Genomic DNA, 20366 nt, shown 5'->3' with positions numbered 1-20366 from the left:
TTTTCTGTTTTAGGATTTCTAAGTTTATTTTTTGTCTTTCTTTTCGCGTAAACTTATTTCTCTCAATGCGTTGGTAAGATCCTCTTTTGTTATTACTACTTTTGGATTCTCTTCTTGTTGGACGCGGCGAATTGCATTTAGCCCAGCTTCACGGCAAAGGCTTTCAATTTCAGCACCACTCCAGTTTTGGGTTTTTTCTACAAATTCTTTGAGTTTGATCTCTTTTGCAAGGGGCATATCTTTGGTATGTACTCTGAAGATTTGTTCGCGTGATGCTGTGTCAGGCAGAGGGATATCTATTTTGAGTTCAATACGTCCTGGTCGTAATAGGGCGGGGTCAATAAGGTCTGGTCGATTGGTTGCGGCGATGATGGTTACATTTTCAAGATTTTCAATGCCGTCTATCTCTGTTAAGAGTTGATTAACCATGCGTTCGGTTGAATCGTTTAATGATGCGCCACGAGTCTTGGTTATACTATCAAATTCGTCAAAAAAGATAACAGTGGGTGCAACGAGACGAGCGCGTTGGAATGTATCGCGAATCTGTTTTTCTGATTCGCCTACCCATTTACTAATTAATTCTGGGCCTTTTATTGAAATAAAATTGGCATTTGCTTCATTTGCTACGGCTTTGGCGAGCAAGGTTTTTCCTGTTCCGGGTGGTCCTGAGAGTAATACTCCTTTGGGTGGTTTAATTCCTGCTTTTTTGAAAAGATCTGGTTTGAGTAAAGGCAGTTCAATGGTTTCACGTAATTTTTGTTTAATTTCTTCTAATCCACCAATATCGCTCCATTTTACATTGGGTTTACTAATCATTACTTCACGCATGGCGGATGGTTCGACCATTTGCAGTGCTTCTTCAAAATGAGTGTTTTTGATTTCAAGTTTTTCTAAAATAGAGGTGGGTACTTTGACACTAAACTCTTTAAGGCTTGGGATGTATGGTTTGAGTGCTTTAAGTGCAGCTTCTTTACAGAGTACTTCAAGGTCTGCGCCGGTAAAACCAATCGTTTTACGCGCAATTTTGGTGAGTTCAACATCTTTTGCAAGCGGCATGCCTCGGGTGTGGATTTCTAGAATTTCTAATCTGCCTTCATCATTGGGGGGCATAATGCGTAATTCACGATCGAAACGGCCAGGTCGACGTAATGCTTCATCTATATCGTCAGGTCGATTAGTTGCAGCCATAACTACAACATTGCCACGGGTTTTGAGTCCATCCATGGCTGTAAGTAATTGTGCAACAATACGTTTTTCAGTTTGGTCTTTTCCATCACCACGTTTTGGTGCGATGCTATCAATCTCATCTATGAAGATAATGGAAGGCGCATTTTTGTTGGCTTGTTCAAAAATATCGCGGATGTGTTTTTCAGATTCACCGTAGAATTTACTCATAATTTCTGGTCCGGCAATAGAATAAAATGTTGATTCAGTTTCAGACGCTACTGCTTTTGCAAGCAAGGTTTTTCCCGTTCCAGGTGGTCCAGTGAGAAGAACACCTTTTGGAGCACTCACGCCAAGTCGTTCAAACACCTCGGGGTGTTTCATTGGCAGTTCTACCATCTCTCGAATAAGATCGATTTCGCGTTTAAGACCACCAATATCTTCATAAGAAATTGTGGGTAAATTATTTTGTTCTTCAGCAAGAGTATCAGAGATTGTGAGTTGAGTGTTTTGGGTGATGCGAACACAGCCTGCTGGGGAGAGTTTACTCACTACATATTGTAATTGAGTTCCCATGATGTCTACTGCAACACGTTGTTTTTTGAGAAAAACTTTTCCAACTAATCGTTGAAGTATATAGGGGGTGGGGTCGCTGCTAAATTGCACATTTTCTAATGGTGAGATGGTGATACTCTGTGCGGGTTGAGAATCAATTTTGCTAATGGTGACTGTTGATCCTAATGATGTCTCAGCATTAAATCGAGTAAGTGAATCAATACGAATTGATTCTTGTGTTTCGTCTTCTTTTCGTGCTGGCCAGACCGTTGCAACGGTTTTACTTTTGCCCGTTATTTCAATGACATCGTTTTGGTTTAGTTTGAGCTTATGCATTACATCGCTTGAAATTCGGGCAATACTTTTCCCTGCGTCGTGATGGAGTGCTTCTGTTACAATCAAATGGTGGGTGGGTTGAGGGGTCATGAGGTCACCTATTTTAGTGGTTTTGTAAGCCTAATGTTTATTTCAATTGATCTTGGTTGACTTAAGATAAACAAACTTATATAAAAATGTTGTGGATGATATTGTTCTTGGGCAGGGAAAAGTTCCTATTGCTTTTGGTTTGGGTGGAATTTAACAGTTTGTGTACAATTTTCTCTTCTGCTCCCCCACTATCTTTTTATATCAGTGGTGGTGGTCAAAGACTATGACTTCGGTGATAGAATATGCAACACAGGGTTCTCGGATATTTTTAAGTGGGTTAAAGAATCGAATTGTGGCAAAGAAGTATGAGGGTAATGCTCAAGAGATTTGTCATCAGGTTGTGAAAGAATGTTGGAATGGTCGATATTTCCAAACGTCTACTACCAATTTTCCACAGTTTTGGACCCGTGACTTTGGTTGGTGCACAGCTTCACTTCTTCAATTAGGATATAAAAATGAAGTTCATCATACTCTACGATATGCGTTGAATCACTTTCAACAATCAGGTGAGATTACGACCACAATTACTCCTGGGGGAAAACCGTTTGATTTTCCTTTCTTTGCAGTTGATTCATTGCCTTGGCTGATTCATAGTATGCGAATTTCTAAATTTAATTATGATGCGTACAAAGTGTTTCTCAATCGACAAATTGGTCTTTATCATGAAAAAGTTATCAATAAGAATACGGGTTTGGTGAAAGCGGATGTGTATTTTTCTTCAATGAAAGATTTTGCGTTGCGTAAGAGTTCCTGTTATGATAATTGTATGGTGGCAACGCTTGCTCGCGATCTTAGTGAATTACCTGGATTGATAAACCCTTTTGCAAATATTGATTCTGCTGCTTTATTGATAAAGCATTTTTGGAATGGGTCTTATTTTTATGATGATTTACGTCAAAAACCCTATGTGGGTGGCGATGCTAATATCTTTCCTTTTATTACAGGTACGATTAATGATGAAGAGATTGCGCAAAAATGTATCAAAGCGATTGAAGAAGCAAAATTGGATCATCCATTTCCTTTACGTTATACTTCTACTCGAGAAGCAGCGCATTTTGTCTGGCAGGAAGTATTTTTACGCGGATATGAACGTACAGCGATTTGGACACATATGGGTCCGTTGTACATCAAATTTCTTAAACAGTTGAATCCTGAAAATCAAGAGAAAGCGGATTTGCTTAAACAACTCTACACTGCGCAGATTGAGAAACATAAAAATTATTTAGAAGTATTCTCTGAGGATGCAAAACCATTTAGCACGCCGTTTTATTATTCTGATCGTGGGATGTTGTGGGCTGCGAATTATTTGACGTTGTAATTTTTGTCTCTTTTTAGTAGTAACATTTATAAAAAATAGTCTTTGTATACTCCTATGCGTTATTCACCAATTATCCAACATCTTCTCAAACCGGAGACCGTTTCTCTATTAGAAACTATACTTGAAGAAGATGTTGCTGAATTGGGACGCATTCAAAAAAGACATGATGAGGGCAAGTTACCTTTGGGCATGCCACTCTCACTTGAAGAGTATCGAGCACACTTTCCTCAGATCAAAGCTCGAGTAGATGATTTTCTTGGAGTGGAGGGTATCACTACCCCTCAAATACGTGGACATAGTGCCAATACCAAGTATCTTTATTTCGGGATTGGTTTAGCAACTATGGCAGGTGGTGCAGCTTTAGGTGTATGTGTGGATCATAGGTTGATATTAAGTGGATTTTTAGGAGCTATCCCGCTTAGAACGGCTTATGTAGAACTTCAAGCTGATGATTGTGAGGGAGAATATCGTCCTAATAAAATGCAAATGGTTGAACTAGAAAGATCTCGAGAACAATTGCTACCCATAGTCGGTCATGAATATGTTCATCATGTACAATGGCAAAAAGGGTTATTATCATTCAATCCTTTCCAGCTTAGAGCAACACAAAAAGCCATACTTACTGAAGGTCATGCTTGCGGTGTTCAACGACATCTTGCTCGTCAATATGCACAAGAAGAAGATAATGAAGTTTTTATTTATCATAATTTAACATTAGATATTACTAAATTAAAGAGATTATACACTTGGCTGTGTAAAGAAAGACAGGTAACAGTGAGACCTGAATTCCAGCAGGACGGGTTTAAACCTCATCTTGAAGTGCATGCAGTTGGTCTGGGGTATTTTCTTACTAGGGAGATGAGTGAAGGGTCTCGCATTTATGCGGATTGGATCGCAGGTGGAAATCCATTATTGGAATAAAACTAAATTTAGCAGTCGACAAAATCACATAACAACAATTACGATAGCTAAATCTACACTAAAAATCATATTTTTTGTAGTAGTACATTTTTTAAATAGGTCTTTGTTTCTTCTCGCTATGGTGGTTCCAGAGGTTTCAATAATTATTCCTGCGCATAATGAGGAGAAATATATTCCTTCGACGTTGCAGAGTATTTATTCTCAGAATTTTCCTAATTATGAAGTTATTGTCGTGGCGAATGGGTGTAATGATCAGACGGTTGCTGCGGCAAAAAATGTTGCTCAAGAGGGAACAGTTGTTTATACGCTTCCTAGGGCACATGTGAGTCGATCTCGAAATTATGGGGCGGATAAAGCGTCTGCTGATTTATTGCTCTTTTTGGATGCTGATACTACTTTGGAGCCTGGTGCTCTTTCAACGATGGTGCAAGAGTTTACGCCTGCTCATTCCGTTGCCACTTGTCGAGTTAAACCTGATACAACTAAGATTCACCATCGTGCTGTTATGGGTCTCAAGAATACGATGCATCGCAGCGGTGCGTATAAAGGCTGCAGCGGTTCGATTTTATGTCGAAAAAAAGATTTTGATGAAGTAGGCGGCTATGATCCTGCACTCCATGTTCGTGAGCACCGAAAATTAATTCAGAAACTCCTAACCAAAGGTAAATATCTTTGTAGCAAAGCCCAAACCGTGACCTCCATGCGTCGTCTTGAACAATGGGGTTTGTCAAAAGTTGCTAGCTTTTGGATTGGCAAATGGGTTAAAGATAAGACAAAAGGGCTAGAGAAAGAAGAGTATGAGAAGGTTAGGTAAGTAAAAAAATAGTTTGGTCTCTTGATATTCCTATGGAAGAAGACTGATATTGGAATTCTATTAATGTCATGGTTGAGTAGTAAACATTTTTAAAATAGATTTATCTTAGTTGGTGTATGGTACAAACTTCACTAATCCTACGGCCTTCTGAGGTAGAAACGTGGAGGGGGATTTATACTCCTAGTGCACACCAAGATCTTGATTCACTTACTAAACCATTTGACAATGGTGGTCTGCCTAAAGACCTTGTGCAAGAAGCTTTTATGTATGGGTTCTTACGAGCTTCAGGACAGCAAATCCAAGCACACGCACTGAATGGCGAAGTAGTGGATAGAGGGGTCCAACAAAAAGCATCTGCACCCTATTTGTTTGGAGCAAATGGTGGGATTACCAGTTTAAGTGATGCAAACTGCGAGAGTTATATTAGACCTGGCTATAATGGTGCTATTGATGAAACTCTTCTTAATTGTGGCTTTGAATCACCAATGTGGGTTCCTATGTGCGGTTTTCGAACATACACTAATCCAGACGTTCATCGTTTTGCACTCGCTTTGCGTGCAATCAAAGATGAGCGAATTCCAACAACTCCGCGAGATGAACGGCTTCCAGAAATCACTATTGGTGGAATGATTTTTATTCCAGGTGATAGAAACACAAAGATTTTTGTTGATATTTAATCTAGTTGAAATTTTATTTTTTATTTTGAATTAATGTTAGGCAATGAATCTAATTTTTATCGCTAGCACCCAATTTTTTTCTCTCCACCTACTAAACACACAATCTTATTGCTAGAAATTGTAAATGAATCTATCTGGGGGTTGTCCACTTTCTCTTTACAGCAAACACTCTTAGCCATGGTTGCGGCAAATGCGTCAAAATCACGTTGTACAGTTTCTTTCTCTTGTTTTGCAGTTTGCGCTTCTTGTGTGCATTGGACTTTGTCTTGTTCTAACTGCGTTGTCTTTTGATCGACAATGACGTTTTGCTGATTTTCTTTGTCGCGCAGTGATTGTTCATACAAACTTTTTGTGTTAGCGTTTTGTTGTTCAAGGAGGGCTACTTTATCAGCGCAGGAATCTTCGCTTACTTTAAGCTGCGCTACTGCTTGGCTTCGTTCATCTGTGCATAGAGTATATTTTTGTGCTATATCTTCATATTGTGAGAGAAGTTGCTCGTTAAATGAAGTATACAGGGTGGCATTTGTGCGGATAGTTTGAAGTTCATGCTGCAATTCTTGGAGATTTTTTCCATATGTGTCTACGGTGTAATTTGATTGTTCAATTTCTTTGTAAATCCCATATCCGATAATGCTTGGTCGGACAAAAAATATTGCTCCCATCACGAGAAGAAGTACTAAAATTACGGCTGTCGATTTGTTTTTAGTTTTACTACTCTCTTTTTGATCCATCAACTCCATGGGTAGAAAAATATTTTTTGACTATTTATACCTTTTGACTAGGATGTAGGGGAAAAAGGAGTTAGATCTGTCTAAAACAATGCAATCCAAAAACTTATAACCTTGTTTTCTTTTCTGGTGGTATGATTATTACTATCTCGGGCACTCCTGGTTCTGGAAAATCAACATTAGCACAACTTCTTACTCAAAAACTAGGGGCGGTGCGAATTTATGTGGGGGGTATTCGTCGTGATATTGCTGCGTCAAAGAATGTGACTCTAGAAGAGTTGAATAAATATGCTCTTACTCATCCTGAGACAGATGTTGATGTAGATAAAGCTGCGGCAAAGCAGGCGCGAGATTTGGAGAAAAAAAATAAGATTGTTATTGTTGAGGGTCGCACTCAATTTCATTTCTTGCCTGAATCTCTTAAGATCTTTATTGGAGTTGACGATATAGAAGGGGCACGGCGTATTTGGAAGACGCTTAAAAGTGATCCCAATCGCAAGAATGAAGGTACTGCGAAAACATTGAAAGACACAGTAAAGTTAGTTCATAAAAGAGATGAGATGGATCAAAAAAGGTATAAAAAGTACTATCAATTAGATTATCGTGATTTAACACATTACGATTTAGTTGTTGATACTACTCATATCTCTAAAGAAGAGACTTTGGAGAAAGTTCTTTCGTATATTAAACTGAATAAGAAAGCTTATAAATAACTATTTGACTATTTGTAGGTATGAGTAATACAATTACACAACACGATTTCGTCGTTCTTGATTTTACTGGACGTTTACCTTCTGGTGAAGTGTTTGATACCACTGTTGCATCTGTTGCTAAAGTGACTGGTCTGGCAACTCGAGAAGCTGGATTTCATCCTGTGACAATTTGTGTGGGCGAACGTCAACTTCTGCCTGGTCTTGATGCGCATTTACTTGGTAAAGAATATGGTAAAAGCTATGCATTCAAATTGAGTCCTGAAGAAGCATTTGGCAAACGTGATGTGAAAAATGTTAAAATCGTTCCTCATTCTTCGTTTAAGGAACATAATGTTATGCCTCGTCCTGGTTTACAGATTAATATCGATGGAGAAGTAGGGACAGTGAAAAGTGTTTCTGGTGGTCGTGTTATTGTAAATTTTAATCATCCTCTTGCTGGTCAAGATGTGGTGTATGAAGTAACTTTACACCGCAAAGTAACTGATGTTAAAGAGCAAGTGAGCGCATTTTTTCAGACATCATTAAAATTATCTGCTGAACAAATTGAAGTTTCAGATGATCCAGATAAAGTGCATGCAAAACTTGCTGTGGCATATCCTCAACCACTTTTAGATATGTTGTCTAAGAAGTTAACTGATTTGGTTCATGGCAAGATTGTGATTGTAAGCGCGAAGAGTGGATAGGGTAAGTTTCTTGTTCTTTTTAGAGTAGGTTTTGGGCTGGCTTGCGATATGTTGATAACGTAAGACTAGCAGCACAAGGGAAATAATCAATCTTCTTTCTTCTTATTCCGTCCTCGCTGTCTCACATCTTCTAATCGCTTGAGAACTTGCTCAGCTTCAGGATTTGTTAGTCTATAACTTTCAATAATTCCTTCAAATAATTCGTTGGCAATATCTGAATGTGTGCTGGCAACGGCACGTTCCATTAAGAATAAATCGACTGCTTTGTCTTCTACTTTTTCTGAGAACATGGATAATCCAAAGTCGATAAGATGCACGGTGTGATTGGTTTTGTGCAGGATCATATTAGATGTGGTTAAGTCGCCGTGAATAATATGATGTGCGTGAAGTTTGCCTATCTTTTCGCCGATCTCTTTTGCGAGGTTGAGATAGTCATCACCTGCTTCAATTACATCTTTAAGTTTGTCTCCCGGAATAAAATCCATCACGATAGACATGCGTTTGTCAGAGAAGGAGTGGAGTTGAGGTGCTGGAAACTGTAGTTCTGTGAGTTTTCCAAGTACTTTTGCTTCACGTCGAGTGCGAAATTGACGCAGTGATTCATCTAAGTGAGCTAAGCGGTACTCTTTACTAAAGCGTTCTTTGATAATGGTTTCATTATCTTTGTAGATAATGGCTTCTGCGCCTTGGGCAATTTTGAACATAATCACTTTATTTCTTATAAATTTAAAAACATATCGTATTGGGAATGAGTAAATGGCACTGCGCGCTGATCGTTGGTTTATTGATATGGATAAGACAGCTATTTTGCCTTATACAGCTCAAATTCCTACCAGTTGGGATATGATGAATCATGTGGCTGGCTTAGGAGATGTCGGAATGCACTTATTGCAACGCTATCATCCATACCCTGAGCAATATGAGGCGTGGGTTGGCGAATTAGCATCTCACTATCGAGGTCGAGACGCATATTCAATACAGGCTGCTGTTATTGCTGCAACTCAGTTACGCCCAGGATTACGTGAATTCACACATTATGTTCGTGTCCAAAATCCTCACGCAAAACAAGGCATTATTAGTGCTGGGTTAGAATTCGTTGCAGCCTATGTTGCAGGGGTTGTTGGGCTTGATTTTCATGAAGGAATTGAGCTTAAAGTTGATGGAGAAGGAAAGTTCACTGGTGAAGTTGTTATCAAAGTCCATGAAACAGATAAAGTGACTCCAGCACAGCGTCATCTTGGGGATGTTGCTTGGACGAGAGCTGCCCATATTGGTGATGGGCGATCAGATATCTCTTTATGGAAACGGGTAGGTCATGCGTTTGGTATTGGTGTTAGTGAAGATTATCGGGAACATGTAACAGAAAGTTTTGACTCATTCTATGGGTTAATTGACCATTTACGAACTACAGGAAAAACAAAAATAAGAAAGAATAGACAAATGTTCTAAATTTGATTCAGGATTTCCTGTATATCATTCTTTAATTTCTCTTTAGGTCGAAAGCCAACAATACGGTCAACTTCTTCGCCCCTGTTAAAGATGATTAAACAGGGAATGCCGGTAATACTTTGTTCGCTGGCAATATCTTGATACTCTTCGGTAGATATTTTAGCGAATTTAAGTTTGCCTTCAAACTCTTTACTCACTTGTTCAAAGATAGGGGCGAGCATTTTACACGGTCCGCACCAAGAAGCCCAAAAGTCAACAATAATAGGGATGTTACCATTAATTTCTTTTTCAAATGTTGCATCAGTTAATTCTAATACCATGTTAGTTCCCTCCTCTTTTTATTTTGGGGTGGGGGTGGTTTATTTGTCTTTTGGTGGTGAGTTCTGGAGGTGAGGAAGTTTTATATACATTATTCCCTATTCTCTGCCTGAAAAGAGGATGAAAAAATTATTTCTAATTATAGCTCTGCTTGTACTCTTACCTTCGTTATTTGCTCAATCAGATTGTCTTGCGTATTTTACTGGTCAAGGGTGTCATGATTGTGGAGAGATGGATCGTTTTACGGCTTATTTGGGTTTTAAGTATCCCACGTTCGTTGTGCCAACGTATGAAGTATATCGCGATGATGCTAACAAAGCATTACTTGAGGGATATTTTGCGCAATATGAAGTTCCTCTCGAAAAACAAGGTGTTCCTGCACTTTTTATTGGCAACATGTATTTTGTGGGTAATCAATCCACTTTAGCATTAGTAGAAAATGAGGCTGTTCGGTATGTTAATGGTAATTGCAGTTCATTTAATATGTCTTCGTATCTTGGTTTTGCGGGAAGTGTTTCACCCGTTGGGGTGCTTGAGACAGTAGGATATACTGACCTTGTTGCTGTTGGGTTAAAAGACGGATTTACTATTGGTATTGTAGCATTGCTTGCCCTTTTTATTGTTTTAATTACGGCAATTCGTTCTAAAGAAAAAATGATTCTTGCGGGTGTATTGTTTATACTTGGTGTCATGGTTATAAATATTTTATTTGTCTTGGGAATTGTTGGCAGTGAAATCATTCCCTCAACACTTTATTTTTTCACTAAAGCAGTAGGTATTTTTTTGGTTATTGCTGCGTTAGCTGTTTTAACTCATGTTGCGTTGTATCCTAAACCATTATTGGGTGCAAAGCAAGAGAAAGCTGTTCCCTATGCTCGATTTGCTATTAGTGCCATTGGATTAAGTTTAATTGGTTTAGTTGGTGGTTACATTTCTCTTGGTCCACGTAGTGTTGAAGTAGATACCATGCAATTTTTATCAACAGTGCGAGATATGAAAAGTGTTTTACTTGGTCAAGCGGTTTTGTATTCATTTCTGGTAGTCTGGTTATTTATTGTTACGCTGGTTGCACTCTTCTTTATCAAGAAAATCTTAGAGATACATTCGGTAGTGCGAGCTAAAGAACGTCGTGATGATCTTGATCGCTGGATTAAACATCATCATCGTTTCTTGAATGCAGTGGTGGCGGGAATTGCGTTGGTTGCGGGGATCATCTTTTTGGTAGTATAGAGATGGTTTCGATTGCTGAGATCCAAAAAGTTTTTTCTCTTTTAGAAAAAACGCATCCATTAACTATGCTTGAAGAGTTAGGTCATTATTCTGCGTTTCAACTGCTCGTTATGACTTTGCTGTCTGCTCGGTCTAAAGATTCTACGGTGATTCCTATCGTTAAAGAAATGTTTATTCGTTATCCTGAACCTTCTGATTATGTTGCCATGCCGGTTGAAAAGTTGGAGGCGATGATTCGTCGCATTGGTTTTTATCATGCTAAAGCTAAAAATGTGAAAGCATTGAGTGTGATGTTAATCTCGACGTTTAGTGGCAATGTTCCTGATACTTTGGAAGAATTGATAACGCTTCCTGGGGTTGGTCGTAAGACGGCGAATTGTATTTTGGCATATCATTTCAAAAAGCCGGCGATTGCGGTTGATGTGCATGTTCATCGGATTTCAAATAGGTTGGGATGGGTTCGGACGACGAAGGAGAGCGAAACAGAACAAGTATTGATGAAGCTGGTGCCACGTCAAGAATGGATTAATGTCAATCGCTTGTTGGTGGGACATGGACAGACGATTTGCCGACCGATCAATCCGCTGTGTGGGAAGTGTTTGGTGGTGAAGTATTGTAAATTTGGGAAAAAGGAAGCGAAAAATTAAATCTTAGAATTAGAAATTTACACTGCTCGTTTATTATCTTTCTTTGTTACGCTGACAAAATGATGTCCAATATCTCTCACGATGAATCTCTGTTGTTGTGCGGTCTTTTGCAGTGTTTGTAAATAACGATAATGAGGCATTTCCATGAACGCAACGGCTTGTTCTAATGAGAGGTGGTCATGTAATAATTCGTTGACGTTATGGTATAAATCAGAGAGCACTTGGACGTTTTGTTCAAAGTTTTTTACTTCTTCAATGGCTTTAGGCAGCCCAAATAAGTCATCGTTAAGCATTTGATTGGTAATAATTTTAGTTTTTGTTTTATCTTCTCGCATATGGCTTAGGGTAAGGTCAACCATACTGCGTGAGTAATGGTGAAGTTTCTCATGAATTTGCGTTGAGTTGCGTAATTGCGCGACTTTTTGATGGGCAAGGGTAAGATGAGAATTTAATTCACGCTTTGTTTCTTGAGGAAGATTCTGCAAGAATGGCATATTGGGGTTCGTATTAGAACGAATGGGGCGTACCCAGTTTTGACTAAAATTGTCAACTACTTTAGATATCTGAGGGAGGGTCGCTACTTGTTGTCGTATTTCTCGTAAGTCCATCTATGCACCGATGGGAATTAAGAATGGGAAGGATATAAAGGTTGTTGTTTGGGAAATGGACTCATTTGTTTTTTCTGTCAGATAATTTTATAACTAATTTGGCTGTTTTAATTTTATGAGTTCAACTAATATTTTTCGAAGAAGTGCGCTTATCACTATTTTAGTGGGTGGAGCAGGAGTGAATTATACTCATGGTTATAGGCCCGCATCTGAAAATCTTGAAGCGGGAATGAATCGTAGAGAAAGTGAAGATGCTCTCTATTCTAACTGGCAGCAGCATTATTGTGATAAAGCTACTCAAAGATGTGATCCCAGAATTCTGATCAATCCGTTGACTATGGTGGGAAGAGCTGTTGCGTATGCAACGTACGATCAATCTAAGTAAGAATGAGATTATATTTTCAACAAAGCCAAGTAAAGGGAAACCTTTATAAACACCTACTCAAAATCTAGTCTTAAATCCACGGAGGATACTCTTCCCATGTTCTACAAAGTCAAAGTTCGAGATCACATTCGCGTTCCACCACATATGTTTAACCTCTCTAAAAAGAAGGCAGTGTTAGACAATATCCGGTCTAGTTATGAGAATTATATCTCAAAAGATTTTGGATTTGCTGTTGCTGTTGTTGATGTGGGTACTATTAAAGAAGGTGTTATTGTTCCTGGTGATGGGGCAGGATATTATGAGAGTGAATTTGAACTTCTTACATTCAAACCTGAAGTAAACGAGCTAGTTTATGGAAAAATTCGCGACATTACTGACTTTGGCGCGTTCATGGACATTGGTGGCGTTGAAGGAATGGTACATATTTCTCAAAGCATGGATGATTTCGTTTCTTTTAGCAAAGAAAAAGTCTTGCAAGGGAAGAAAAGTGGTCGATCTATCAAAGTTGGTGATCGTTGCCGAGCTCGTATCATAGCTGTAAGCTACAAAGATCTTCATAATCCTAAAATTGGTCTTACGATGCGTCAAGAAGGACTTGGTCGTGTTGAATGGCTGGATGAAACTCCAGTTGTTGCAAAAGAAGCTGCACCAAAGAAAAAGGAGAAAGAATAGGAGAATATCATGGCAAAACGAAAAGTATGTCGCAGTTGCAAAGTATTTGTTGAGGGCACTGAATGTCCTAATTGTAAAACAACGAGCTTTATCGATACTTGGAAAGGTCGTCTTTATATTACTGATGCAGCTCAATCTGAGATTGCTAAGAAAGTGAATCATACTCAAAGCGGAGAATACGCAATAAAAGTACAATAGGTGGAACTATGCAAATTACAGTCGAACATAAAACAGAAAATCCATTAATTAAAAGAACTGATATAACTGGTAGTGTTACATTTTCAGGTGCAACTCCTAGCAATAAAGATATTGCTGCTGCTCTTGTTAAACAACTTCACGTTGATCAATCATTACTTGTTATCAAAACAATTCATAATGATTTTAGTTTTCAAAAAGCTCATTTTCAAGCTGTCGTTTATGCTAATGCTGAAACGAAGAAAAAGTATGAAATGATGACAACACATCTGCGTAAAAAAGAAGAAGAACTTAAGAAAAAATCCGCAGAAGCAAAAGGTGAATAAACATGGCAGCTCCTAATAAAGGTGGAAAAGCTCCAGCTAAAGCTGCAGCAAAAGGACCAGCGAAGAAAAAAAGTCGTAGTTTACATAAATTGTATGTTATCGAAGGCGATAAAATTAAACGTACTAATCCATTTTCTCCTAAATCTCCTGGAGACTTTCTTGCAAGTCACAAAGACCGTTTAGTGTGCGGCAAGACTGGTTACACAGAGATGAAACGGAAATAAGTATTGTTTTTGTTTTTTTAAGGGTTTGTTTAGGTGGTGAGAGTTGTTGTTTGTTTCATGATCTCAACTTTGCTCACTTCGTTTTGTAATCTCTTTCTCACTCCTCTTCGAATAATGTTCTTGTTGGAATATGAGGTTTGCAAATGAATCTTCGTAGCAGTGTTGTGGAGAATGATATCTCAATTGCATTTGTACCGGAAGGTTTTCCAATAAAACAGATTGGTTCTCTTGTAGGGCATGGCACAGACGCTTTGCTGGTTTCACTTCCTGTTCAGGGATCTGGTTTACATGAGGTGATCTCTCACTTCACACAACGATCCATTCCTTCTTTTATCATGGCTGCAAGCATAATGGAACGAGAAGTCTTAGAAACACTTGAGTTTCGTGGTGCTGTGCCGCTTGAAGCCTGGAATAATCAATATTGGGGTGTAAGTCGCGGACTTGAACGAATTGTTGATCAAGAGCAGAGACAATCGTGCGATCCAGCAATACAATATAATCGAATTATCAAAAGAGCGCAAGATGTTTTTGCAAACCCACAATATCCTTCCAGTTCGCAGTTTATTGATCTCATGCTTCATCCACGCCTTCGGACTCTTGCAGATGGAATCCCTCGCCGTAACGGCTCTGTGATCATTGATTGTGGACATATTGACAACAGGGGGATGTATGCCACAAATGCAGATCTTTTTACCATTGAAGATGGTGTAGTATTGTTGCATTATTTGCGAGCCAAAGGTCATCAAGATGTTAAAATCTCTGTTCTGGTAAATGAACAATATCTTTTTGGTCAATGGTCAAAAACGGATGCTCGTCGTTGGATTCACAAACTTCACCAACAAGTAGATCGTTTTGGTGTACATCAATTCGTTGCGCAGAATTATCGTGAGATTCTACGAGGATATGGTATTGATGAATCAACTTATGAACGCGACATTGTTTGCCGCTTTGAAGGCAGCCTCTCGTTAGAAGCTCGTCAACAACTTGCTGCATATGAGGAAGGGGGAGAGCATCCTTTCGTGATGGAGATTGATTTGTATGGTCAACGGGGATATTCGTTTCAAGTGCAAATGCCTACTCCTGATGGAAATGGAAGCAGAACATTTGAACGGGTGCTTGCATCAGCTCAATCTGGTGCGCCAATCTGCGCGTTGATTTCAGCTAATTTAGATCGTCGTCATGAACTGGCGGGCGCGAGCACGGTAATTTACTTACGTGATGAACAGTGGCGTTCTGCTGTGTTATGCGGTTCACGCAGCGCTCATTATATCTATGGGACACAATCTGAGGCAAATGCTGTTTTTTATCAAGAGAAAAATGGTCAAGTGGGAATTACTGAGATCGTAAGCCCTATCGTTTAATGGTTGGAATCATCCTTGTTTGGTATTATCCCACATAAATTCAAAGATTTTCTTGAAACCGTCTGCAATCTCTTTACTCTTTAATACAAATAATGTTGGTTTTTCTTTTAACTTACCGTATTCTTGACCAGTGTAAATGACTGTATAGTCACCAAAGAACTCTACGGTAAGTTTGCTGCAATATTTCTTTGGTAAAAAATGATACTCATTTTTTTCAAAATCTAGGGGGGAGGGTGCTTTTTTCTTTACTTCTTCATCAAAGATATGACGGAATTTTATTTTTGATTTCTGACGTTCTCGATCAAACTTGATACGAAAAAATTCTAGGCGTGGATCAAACCACATACCTTTTCCGCCAATACAATAATACGTTTTCTTTTCTTTGAGAATGTCAAACATATAATTCTTGTAGCCTTCCATGCCACGATAAAAATAAACCTCTTCCTCTTTGTTTTGTGTTTCAAAGCGTTTAGTGAGGTCTGGGAGTATTTTTTCAACAAGCTCTTGTTTTTCTTTGAGTAATTCTAGAATTCGCCGAGGGTGAGCTGCTTTGAAATGCTTTTGCCCTTCTATGGTAACTCCTGCGCAAAGACCTTTCTCGACAAGTCGTTCCATAGCATCATAGACATTGCTGCGATTTACATTTGTTTTAATTGAGATAGTATTTACAGATGCTTCTCCTAAGTCCACAAGTGCTTCATAGATTTTAGCCTCATTGGGACTTAGTCCTACTTCTTGAAAGAATTTTTCATACATGTAATCGCTTTCTGGTTTGAGACTTATTAAACTTTCGTGGTGAACGCTACGAATAAGCTTTATATGGTGGATAATGGCACGAAATAGCTGAGGGTGGTAGAGTAATACGTTTGAGAGTAGAAAGTGTAGCACTAGCGTAAGCTCTATCATTAACTAAACTAATATGGTAACAAAGATTGATCCAGAAAAATTAAACGCAGCTGTTGCTGACGGCGAACTTCTTTACAGTCGATTTATTGATGAAGAAATACCTGATCCTGAAAGAGTTGTGGAGTGGTGGGGTGAAAAAGGAAAAAAACGTCTTTTAGTTTTGTATACTGGCGGCACGTTAGGAATGGAACCTCACGAAGATGAAAAAACTCACGAAGAAATATTAAAGCCCTCTTTGAGTTTAGATAGACTTCTTGATGTTGCAAATATGGTTACTGGTTGCAAGTCTCGTTATAATATTCTTGGTTACAAAATTTCCCATATAGACAGTACTGAGATTAATGTGCGTGTGTGGAGTAATATGGCTAGACTTATCGCGGATCATTATGAGGATATTGATGGTGTTACCATTCTTCACGGAACAGATACAATGGCGTATACTTCTGCCGCGATGGCTTTTGCACTGCAACGCCTTTCTATTCCTGTTGTTTCTACAGGTGCACAAATGATACTTCAACGTGATGGGACAGATGTAATTGGGAATTTAACAGGTGCTCTTAAACTAGCATCGGATCGTCTTGCAGGTTCATTACTCTACTTTAATGGAAATGTCTTTTGTGGAACACGTGTTTCAAAAGTGCTTGATGAAGAACTACCTGGTTTTGATTCGAGTAATTTTGGTCGTATAGGTTATTTAGGGGCAAATGGAATAAAACCAGATCCACGAGCACTTTTACGTGGAACGTATACTCCTTCTGATCTAAAATATGAACCTGGATTTGGGAGTGGCGTTATTCACATAGGGATAACTCCATTTACACGTCCAGCGCAAATTGCTGCAGCTGCATCTCAAGGATGCGAAGCAATTGTATTAAGTTCGTTTGGTCCTGGCAATCTTCCACGATGGCATAACCCCGTTGTAGAATATCTTGTTCGTGAAGCGGGAGTTCCTGTGTATGTCTCTTCTCAATGTGCTGGTTCTGGTATTTCAGAAACAAGTCATTATGGGCCTGGCGTAGGAGCGCAACAAGCAGGAGCAGTTCCAACAATGGATATGTCTGGCGAGGCAACAGTTTCAAAGTTAATGTGGGTAAAAAATAGAACCAATAATCTTGATGAGATAAAACATCATATGGTTGGCACTTGTGTTGCTGGTGAAATTACCCTTCCCCAGACGTATGGGCATCATCAGAGGTAGATACCAATTAGTTGTAAATCTAGATGAAAAGTTACGTAAAACAAAGATTGGGCTGGTCAGCTAGTAAATTATTCTTTTCTCTAGATAATCAATTGTTCTTTTTTCTAGATAATTAGTTTCCATCAAAACCACATGAACTTTCATAAAACCACAGAAAGAAAAGTTAAAGTAAGAAAATAAATCACTTACCGCATAAACTCAATGCCTAGTTCATTTTCCATAGCGTCTTTCTTCTTGTTGGCAAACTTATTTCCTGTACCAAAGATTTGTTCAGATTTAACGCCGGTAATGATAATCATGGTACGAATAGTTCGTTCAAGATCTTTGTAAATTTGAGCTCCCCAAATAATCTTAGCATGACTATCAAGACTCTGGGCAACTTTCTCTACAATTTGGCGTGATTCATCAAGGGTAAGGTTCTCCCCTCCAGAAATGTTAATCAATGCGCCAGTAGCATTACTTACATCAACATCAATCAATGGATTTTGTAGAGCTTTGACAACGGATTCTAATGCACGATGTTCGCCGTCGGATTCCCCAACGCCAATCATGGCAACACCGCCTTCACTCATGATGGCTTTTACATCAGCAAAGTCAAGGTTAACAAGTCCTGTTTTGGTGACAAGTTCAGCAATGCCTTTGACGGAATTGGTGAGAATTTCATCTGCAACTTTAAATGCAGTTTGAAGTGGAAGATGTGGCGCAATTTCAAGCAATTTTTCGTTAGGAATAACAATGAGAGTATTGACACTTTGTTCGAGTTTCTCAAGCCCAATCATGGCGTTTTCAAAACGGTGAGATCCTTCCATGGTGAAAGGGATAGTTACAATAGCTACACTTAGGATACCCATTTTACGCGCAAGCGCAGCAACAAATGGGGCGCTACCCGTGCCAGTTCCGCCGCCTAAGCCGCAGGTGATAAAGATCATATCACAGCCATCAAGCAGTTTTTTGAGATCGGCTTCGTTTTCTTTGGCAGATTCTTCACCCATCTTGGGATTAGATCCTGCGCCAAGACCGTTGGTGAGTTGTTTTCCGATAAGTAGTTTTTTGTCACAAGTAGTATAAAGAAGATCTTGGGCGTCAGTATTGATCGCTACTGTTTCGATACCTTTGATGCCTACTTCCGTCATGCGGTTAATGGTGTTATTACCTGCACCGCCACAGCCAATTACTTTAATACGCGTTTTGTGGCTCGCAATCATCTTTTCGAGCTCTGCGTCGATGTCGAGATCAGCTTTTTTATGATTGATCTCTTTGGTTGTAAGCGCTGACATCGGTTGTGCTCGATTTACAGATTGATTTTGTATGGTTGTGTCACGAATATAGGTATCCACAGGTATCACCTTTTGGAATGGTATCAAGATAAAGCGTACTTCCCACCCTTTTTATGATTCTCAATGCGAAAGGTGCTTTATAAATTTTATTGCACTCTAGGACTACCCATTTTCTTTAACTTAATTTTTGATATAACTCTTGGAGAATTTTCATCAATTCTTCTAAATCTTTAGCTTTACCAATACGCGCGCGAATATCTTTGCCACCAATGACGCCACGGGTAAATGTCATGGCTTGCAAGCGTACGTTGACGAACTTAATTGTAGGATATTGTTTGGTGTATTTTACATATTTAAAGAAGTAGTTTAAGCGTTCTTTATCGGAGATTTCATCATATTTTCCTGTGGCAAGATATTGATTAATTTGCGTAAAGAGAAAAGGGTTCTTACAAGCGGCTCTTCCGACCATAACATAATCACAGCCAGTCTCATCCATCATACGCTTGGCATCTTCGGGTGTTTGGATATCGCCGTTACCTACGACGGGAATAGAGACTGCAAGTTTTAGTTCTTTGATACGATTCCAGTCAGCCTTACCTGAATAGCCTTCTTTAAGCGTTCTTGCGTGGAGTGTGATCATAGCAATGCCTTCTTCTTGGGCGATTTTGGCAATTTCAATAAACCGGTCTGGTGCATTTACTCCCGCGCGAATTTTAAGTGAGACTGGTTTGTTGCTGGCGTTGACCATGGCGCGAAAGATTTTTCTGGTCAGATCTGGTTGTTGAAGCAACGCAGCACCGGCTACTTGGCAAGTGATGTGCGGGGCTGGACACCCCATGTTGTAATCAATGATATCAAAGTGAGGGGCAACCAACTTGACGGCGTTTTCGAGTTCTTTTATATCTGAGCCGAAGAGTTGACAGGAATGCGGACGTTCAGCATCAGAAAATTCAATGAACTCACGAATATCTTGTCCTCGTTGTTGTCTTGCAGTGACTGCATGAATGCTAGTAAGTTCAGTTACAACGAGTCCTGCTCCAAGTTCTTTACAGACGAGCCGTAAGGCTGGATCAGAAACACCTGCCATGGGCGCAAAGAACGCTTTAGAGGTGAAATGAGGAAGGGGCTTTGCTACAAGATGTGACATTACACCCTCCTTTCAACTATGTATTAAAAAGATTACGACGAGAAATGAATTATTGGTCTACGGGTATTCGATAATCTCTGAATTCTTTTGCAAGTCGTTTTTCAAAACTTTGTAGTTCTTTTAATTCAGCTCGTACTTGGTCTGGTTTTTGACGTGCAACTTCCCAAGTGCTTACTATTCTTGAACACAAACCGTCAAGATATACATCCGACAACTCTGCGATGGTCGAATCTGCCCATGGATCTGCAAATATCCCTCCATGCGTTCCAATTCTATGAAGTACATCACTGTCACGATAAATATGTACTAATCCAATTATTGCTTGATATCCTTGTTGAGGAGTAATTGTGGGATATCCTATTCCAGAACCAGCACGTTCATAGAGAAAATGTTCTGATTGATATTGAGGCATATGACTTATTTT

The 20366-nt window shown here is 39.2% G+C and carries 25 protein-coding genes; 16 read left to right on the top strand and 9 right to left on the bottom strand.

The window, feature by feature from the left end; all coding sequences use genetic code 11:
• Positions 1-24 precede the first annotated feature (24 nt).
• Positions 25-2145: a CDC48 family AAA ATPase gene (locus HYV86_02710; protein MBI2572746.1), complete on the bottom strand. Its 2121-nt coding sequence runs from the start codon at positions 2143-2145 to the stop codon at positions 25-27.
• A gap of 223 nt (positions 2146-2368) precedes the next feature.
• Here HYV86_02710 and HYV86_02705 point away from each other — a divergent pair, with 223 nt between their 5' ends.
• The 4 genes from HYV86_02705 to HYV86_02690 all read left to right on the top strand — a co-directional run bounded on the left by HYV86_02705 (position 2369) and on the right by HYV86_02690 (position 5875).
• Positions 2369-3463, top strand: coding sequence for a hypothetical protein (locus HYV86_02705; protein MBI2572745.1), 1095 nt, complete (start codon positions 2369-2371; stop codon positions 3461-3463).
• A 54-nt stretch (positions 3464-3517) separates the two neighbouring features.
• The gene (locus HYV86_02700; protein ID MBI2572744.1) at positions 3518-4384 is read left to right on the top strand and encodes a hypothetical protein; all 867 of its coding nucleotides are present in this window, start codon (positions 3518-3520) and stop codon (positions 4382-4384) included.
• A gap of 118 nt (positions 4385-4502) precedes the next feature.
• Entirely contained in the window at positions 4503-5198 is a 696-nt protein-coding gene (locus HYV86_02695; GenBank protein ID MBI2572743.1) for a glycosyltransferase, read from the top strand.
• Positions 5199-5314: 116 nt separating this feature from the next.
• Positions 5315-5875 (top strand): hypothetical protein, encoded by a 561-nt coding sequence (locus HYV86_02690; GenBank protein MBI2572742.1) that lies wholly within the window; start codon positions 5315-5317, stop codon positions 5873-5875.
• A gap of 62 nt (positions 5876-5937) precedes the next feature.
• On the opposite strand, the gene HYV86_02685 is transcribed toward HYV86_02690, so the two are convergent.
• On the bottom strand, positions 5938-6615 hold the full coding sequence (locus HYV86_02685; protein MBI2572741.1) for a hypothetical protein: 678 nt from the start codon (positions 6613-6615) through the stop codon (positions 5938-5940).
• Positions 6616-6737: 122 nt separating this feature from the next.
• On the opposite strand from HYV86_02685, the gene HYV86_02680 reads away from it, so the two are divergent.
• Positions 6738-7316, top strand: a complete 579-nt coding sequence (locus HYV86_02680; GenBank protein MBI2572740.1) for a cytidylate kinase family protein — start codon at positions 6738-6740, stop codon at positions 7314-7316.
• A 20-nt stretch (positions 7317-7336) separates the two neighbouring features.
• Positions 7337-7999 (top strand): peptidylprolyl isomerase, encoded by a 663-nt coding sequence (locus HYV86_02675; GenBank protein ID MBI2572739.1) that lies wholly within the window; start codon positions 7337-7339, stop codon positions 7997-7999.
• An 86-nt stretch (positions 8000-8085) separates the two neighbouring features.
• On the opposite strand, the gene HYV86_02670 is transcribed toward HYV86_02675, so the two are convergent.
• On the bottom strand, positions 8086-8703 hold the full coding sequence (locus tag HYV86_02670; GenBank protein MBI2572738.1) for a Kae1-associated serine/threonine protein kinase: 618 nt from the start codon (positions 8701-8703) through the stop codon (positions 8086-8088).
• A 52-nt stretch (positions 8704-8755) separates the two neighbouring features.
• Between HYV86_02670 and HYV86_02665 the strand changes: the two genes are divergently transcribed.
• Positions 8756-9448, top strand: coding sequence for a haloacid dehalogenase-like hydrolase (locus HYV86_02665; GenBank protein ID MBI2572737.1), 693 nt, complete (start codon positions 8756-8758; stop codon positions 9446-9448).
• Here the strand turns inward: HYV86_02665 and trxA are convergent.
• The gene (gene trxA / locus HYV86_02660) at positions 9445-9768 is read right to left on the bottom strand and encodes a thioredoxin (GenBank protein ID MBI2572736.1); all 324 of its coding nucleotides are present in this window, start codon (positions 9766-9768) and stop codon (positions 9445-9447) included. The genes HYV86_02665 and trxA overlap by 4 nt on opposite strands.
• Before the next feature lie 118 nt (positions 9769-9886).
• On the opposite strand from trxA, the gene HYV86_02655 reads away from it, so the two are divergent.
• Together HYV86_02655 and HYV86_02650 are read left to right on the top strand one after the other, a co-directional pair.
• A complete protein-coding gene (locus HYV86_02655) occupies positions 9887-10996 on the top strand; it encodes a hypothetical protein (protein ID MBI2572735.1) in 1110 nt (369 codons plus the stop codon).
• Positions 10997-10998: 2 nt separating this feature from the next.
• Complete coding sequence (locus tag HYV86_02650) at positions 10999-11643, top strand: endonuclease III (protein MBI2572734.1); 645 nt, start codon at positions 10999-11001, stop codon at positions 11641-11643.
• 17 nt (positions 11644-11660) lie between these two features.
• On the opposite strand, the gene HYV86_02645 is transcribed toward HYV86_02650, so the two are convergent.
• Entirely contained in the window at positions 11661-12251 is a 591-nt protein-coding gene (locus HYV86_02645) for a hypothetical protein (GenBank protein ID MBI2572733.1), read from the bottom strand.
• A 115-nt stretch (positions 12252-12366) separates the two neighbouring features.
• Between HYV86_02645 and HYV86_02640 the strand changes: the two genes are divergently transcribed.
• From HYV86_02640 to HYV86_02615, 6 genes are all read left to right on the top strand, one after another.
• Positions 12367-12636: a hypothetical protein gene (locus tag HYV86_02640; GenBank protein ID MBI2572732.1), complete on the top strand. Its 270-nt coding sequence runs from the start codon at positions 12367-12369 to the stop codon at positions 12634-12636.
• Positions 12637-12732: 96 nt separating this feature from the next.
• A complete protein-coding gene (locus tag HYV86_02635; protein MBI2572731.1) occupies positions 12733-13308 on the top strand; it encodes a DNA-directed RNA polymerase in 576 nt (191 codons plus the stop codon).
• A gap of 9 nt (positions 13309-13317) precedes the next feature.
• The gene (locus HYV86_02630; GenBank protein MBI2572730.1) at positions 13318-13506 is read left to right on the top strand and encodes a DNA-directed RNA polymerase subunit E''; all 189 of its coding nucleotides are present in this window, start codon (positions 13318-13320) and stop codon (positions 13504-13506) included.
• Positions 13507-13514: 8 nt separating this feature from the next.
• Entirely contained in the window at positions 13515-13829 is a 315-nt protein-coding gene (locus HYV86_02625) for a hypothetical protein (protein MBI2572729.1), read from the top strand.
• Between the two features lie 2 nt (positions 13830-13831).
• The gene (locus HYV86_02620; GenBank protein ID MBI2572728.1) at positions 13832-14053 is read left to right on the top strand and encodes a 30S ribosomal protein S27ae; all 222 of its coding nucleotides are present in this window, start codon (positions 13832-13834) and stop codon (positions 14051-14053) included.
• 143 nt (positions 14054-14196) lie between these two features.
• Positions 14197-15414: a hypothetical protein gene (locus tag HYV86_02615; protein ID MBI2572727.1), complete on the top strand. Its 1218-nt coding sequence runs from the start codon at positions 14197-14199 to the stop codon at positions 15412-15414.
• A gap of 9 nt (positions 15415-15423) precedes the next feature.
• Here the strand turns inward: HYV86_02615 and HYV86_02610 are convergent, their stop codons facing one another.
• Positions 15424-16170 carry a hypothetical protein gene (locus tag HYV86_02610; GenBank protein ID MBI2572726.1) on the bottom strand — a complete coding sequence of 249 codons (747 nt, stop codon included), beginning with the start codon at positions 16168-16170 and terminating at the stop codon, positions 15424-15426.
• 163 nt (positions 16171-16333) lie between these two features.
• Between HYV86_02610 and HYV86_02605 the strand changes: the two genes are divergently transcribed.
• The gene (locus tag HYV86_02605; GenBank protein MBI2572725.1) at positions 16334-17518 is read left to right on the top strand and encodes an asparaginase; all 1185 of its coding nucleotides are present in this window, start codon (positions 16334-16336) and stop codon (positions 17516-17518) included.
• A 185-nt stretch (positions 17519-17703) separates the two neighbouring features.
• Here the strand turns inward: HYV86_02605 and ftsZ are convergent, their stop codons facing one another.
• The 3 genes from ftsZ to HYV86_02590 form a co-directional block, all read right to left on the bottom strand.
• Positions 17704-18795, bottom strand: coding sequence for a cell division protein FtsZ (gene ftsZ, locus HYV86_02600; protein ID MBI2572724.1), 1092 nt, complete (start codon positions 18793-18795; stop codon positions 17704-17706).
• 175 nt (positions 18796-18970) lie between these two features.
• The gene (locus tag HYV86_02595; protein ID MBI2572723.1) at positions 18971-19942 is read right to left on the bottom strand and encodes a tRNA-dihydrouridine synthase family protein; all 972 of its coding nucleotides are present in this window, start codon (positions 19940-19942) and stop codon (positions 18971-18973) included.
• A 49-nt stretch (positions 19943-19991) separates the two neighbouring features.
• Positions 19992-20354, bottom strand: a complete 363-nt coding sequence (locus tag HYV86_02590) for a hypothetical protein (protein ID MBI2572722.1) — start codon at positions 20352-20354, stop codon at positions 19992-19994.
• Positions 20355-20366 lie beyond the last annotated feature (12 nt).

Source organism: Candidatus Woesearchaeota archaeon (assembly GCA_016188115.1).
Lineage (GTDB): Archaea > Nanobdellota > Nanobdellia > Woesearchaeales > GW2011-AR9 > JACPIK01.
Note: the sequence above shows the minus strand (reverse complement) of the source record. Positions and strands in the feature narration are given on the sequence as shown.

What these genes read in the sequence shown, in the direction of transcription:
- HYV86_02695 (MBI2572743.1), top strand. Translation starts at nt 4,503, where the DNA reads ATGGTGGTTCCAGAGGTTTCAATAATTATTCCTGCGCATAATGAGGAG.
- HYV86_02640 (MBI2572732.1), top strand. Translation starts at nt 12,367, where the DNA reads ATGAGTTCAACTAATATTTTTCGAAGAAGTGCGCTTATCACTATTTTA.
- HYV86_02620 (MBI2572728.1), top strand. Translation starts at nt 13,832, where the DNA reads ATGGCAGCTCCTAATAAAGGTGGAAAAGCTCCAGCTAAAGCTGCAGCA.
- HYV86_02645 (MBI2572733.1), bottom strand. Translation starts at nt 12,251, where the DNA reads ATGGACTTACGAGAAATACGACAACAAGTAGCGACCCTCCCTCAGATA.
- HYV86_02630 (MBI2572730.1), top strand. Translation starts at nt 13,318, where the DNA reads ATGGCAAAACGAAAAGTATGTCGCAGTTGCAAAGTATTTGTTGAGGGC.
- HYV86_02635 (MBI2572731.1), top strand. Translation starts at nt 12,733, where the DNA reads ATGTTCTACAAAGTCAAAGTTCGAGATCACATTCGCGTTCCACCACAT.
- HYV86_02705 (MBI2572745.1), top strand. Translation starts at nt 2,369, where the DNA reads ATGACTTCGGTGATAGAATATGCAACACAGGGTTCTCGGATATTTTTA.
- HYV86_02650 (MBI2572734.1), top strand. Translation starts at nt 10,999, where the DNA reads ATGGTTTCGATTGCTGAGATCCAAAAAGTTTTTTCTCTTTTAGAAAAA.
- HYV86_02595 (MBI2572723.1), bottom strand. Translation starts at nt 19,942, where the DNA reads ATGTCACATCTTGTAGCAAAGCCCCTTCCTCATTTCACCTCTAAAGCG.
- HYV86_02665 (MBI2572737.1), top strand. Translation starts at nt 8,756, where the DNA reads ATGGCACTGCGCGCTGATCGTTGGTTTATTGATATGGATAAGACAGCT.
- HYV86_02680 (MBI2572740.1), top strand. Translation starts at nt 6,738, where the DNA reads ATGATTATTACTATCTCGGGCACTCCTGGTTCTGGAAAATCAACATTA.
- HYV86_02670 (MBI2572738.1), bottom strand. Translation starts at nt 8,703, where the DNA reads ATGTTCAAAATTGCCCAAGGCGCAGAAGCCATTATCTACAAAGATAAT.
- HYV86_02700 (MBI2572744.1), top strand. Translation starts at nt 3,518, where the DNA reads ATGCGTTATTCACCAATTATCCAACATCTTCTCAAACCGGAGACCGTT.
- HYV86_02710 (MBI2572746.1), bottom strand. Translation starts at nt 2,145, where the DNA reads ATGACCCCTCAACCCACCCACCATTTGATTGTAACAGAAGCACTCCAT.
- HYV86_02615 (MBI2572727.1), top strand. Translation starts at nt 14,197, where the DNA reads ATGAATCTTCGTAGCAGTGTTGTGGAGAATGATATCTCAATTGCATTT.
- HYV86_02685 (MBI2572741.1), bottom strand. Translation starts at nt 6,615, where the DNA reads ATGGAGTTGATGGATCAAAAAGAGAGTAGTAAAACTAAAAACAAATCG.
- ftsZ (MBI2572724.1), bottom strand. Translation starts at nt 18,795, where the DNA reads ATGTCAGCGCTTACAACCAAAGAGATCAATCATAAAAAAGCTGATCTC.
- HYV86_02605 (MBI2572725.1), top strand. Translation starts at nt 16,334, where the DNA reads ATGGTAACAAAGATTGATCCAGAAAAATTAAACGCAGCTGTTGCTGAC.
- HYV86_02655 (MBI2572735.1), top strand. Translation starts at nt 9,887, where the DNA reads ATGAAAAAATTATTTCTAATTATAGCTCTGCTTGTACTCTTACCTTCG.
- HYV86_02610 (MBI2572726.1), bottom strand. Translation starts at nt 16,170, where the DNA reads ATGTATGAAAAATTCTTTCAAGAAGTAGGACTAAGTCCCAATGAGGCT.
- HYV86_02690 (MBI2572742.1), top strand. Translation starts at nt 5,315, where the DNA reads ATGGTACAAACTTCACTAATCCTACGGCCTTCTGAGGTAGAAACGTGG.
- HYV86_02625 (MBI2572729.1), top strand. Translation starts at nt 13,515, where the DNA reads ATGCAAATTACAGTCGAACATAAAACAGAAAATCCATTAATTAAAAGA.
- HYV86_02675 (MBI2572739.1), top strand. Translation starts at nt 7,337, where the DNA reads ATGAGTAATACAATTACACAACACGATTTCGTCGTTCTTGATTTTACT.
- HYV86_02590 (MBI2572722.1), bottom strand. Translation starts at nt 20,354, where the DNA reads ATGCCTCAATATCAATCAGAACATTTTCTCTATGAACGTGCTGGTTCT.
- trxA (MBI2572736.1), bottom strand. Translation starts at nt 9,768, where the DNA reads ATGGTATTAGAATTAACTGATGCAACATTTGAAAAAGAAATTAATGGT.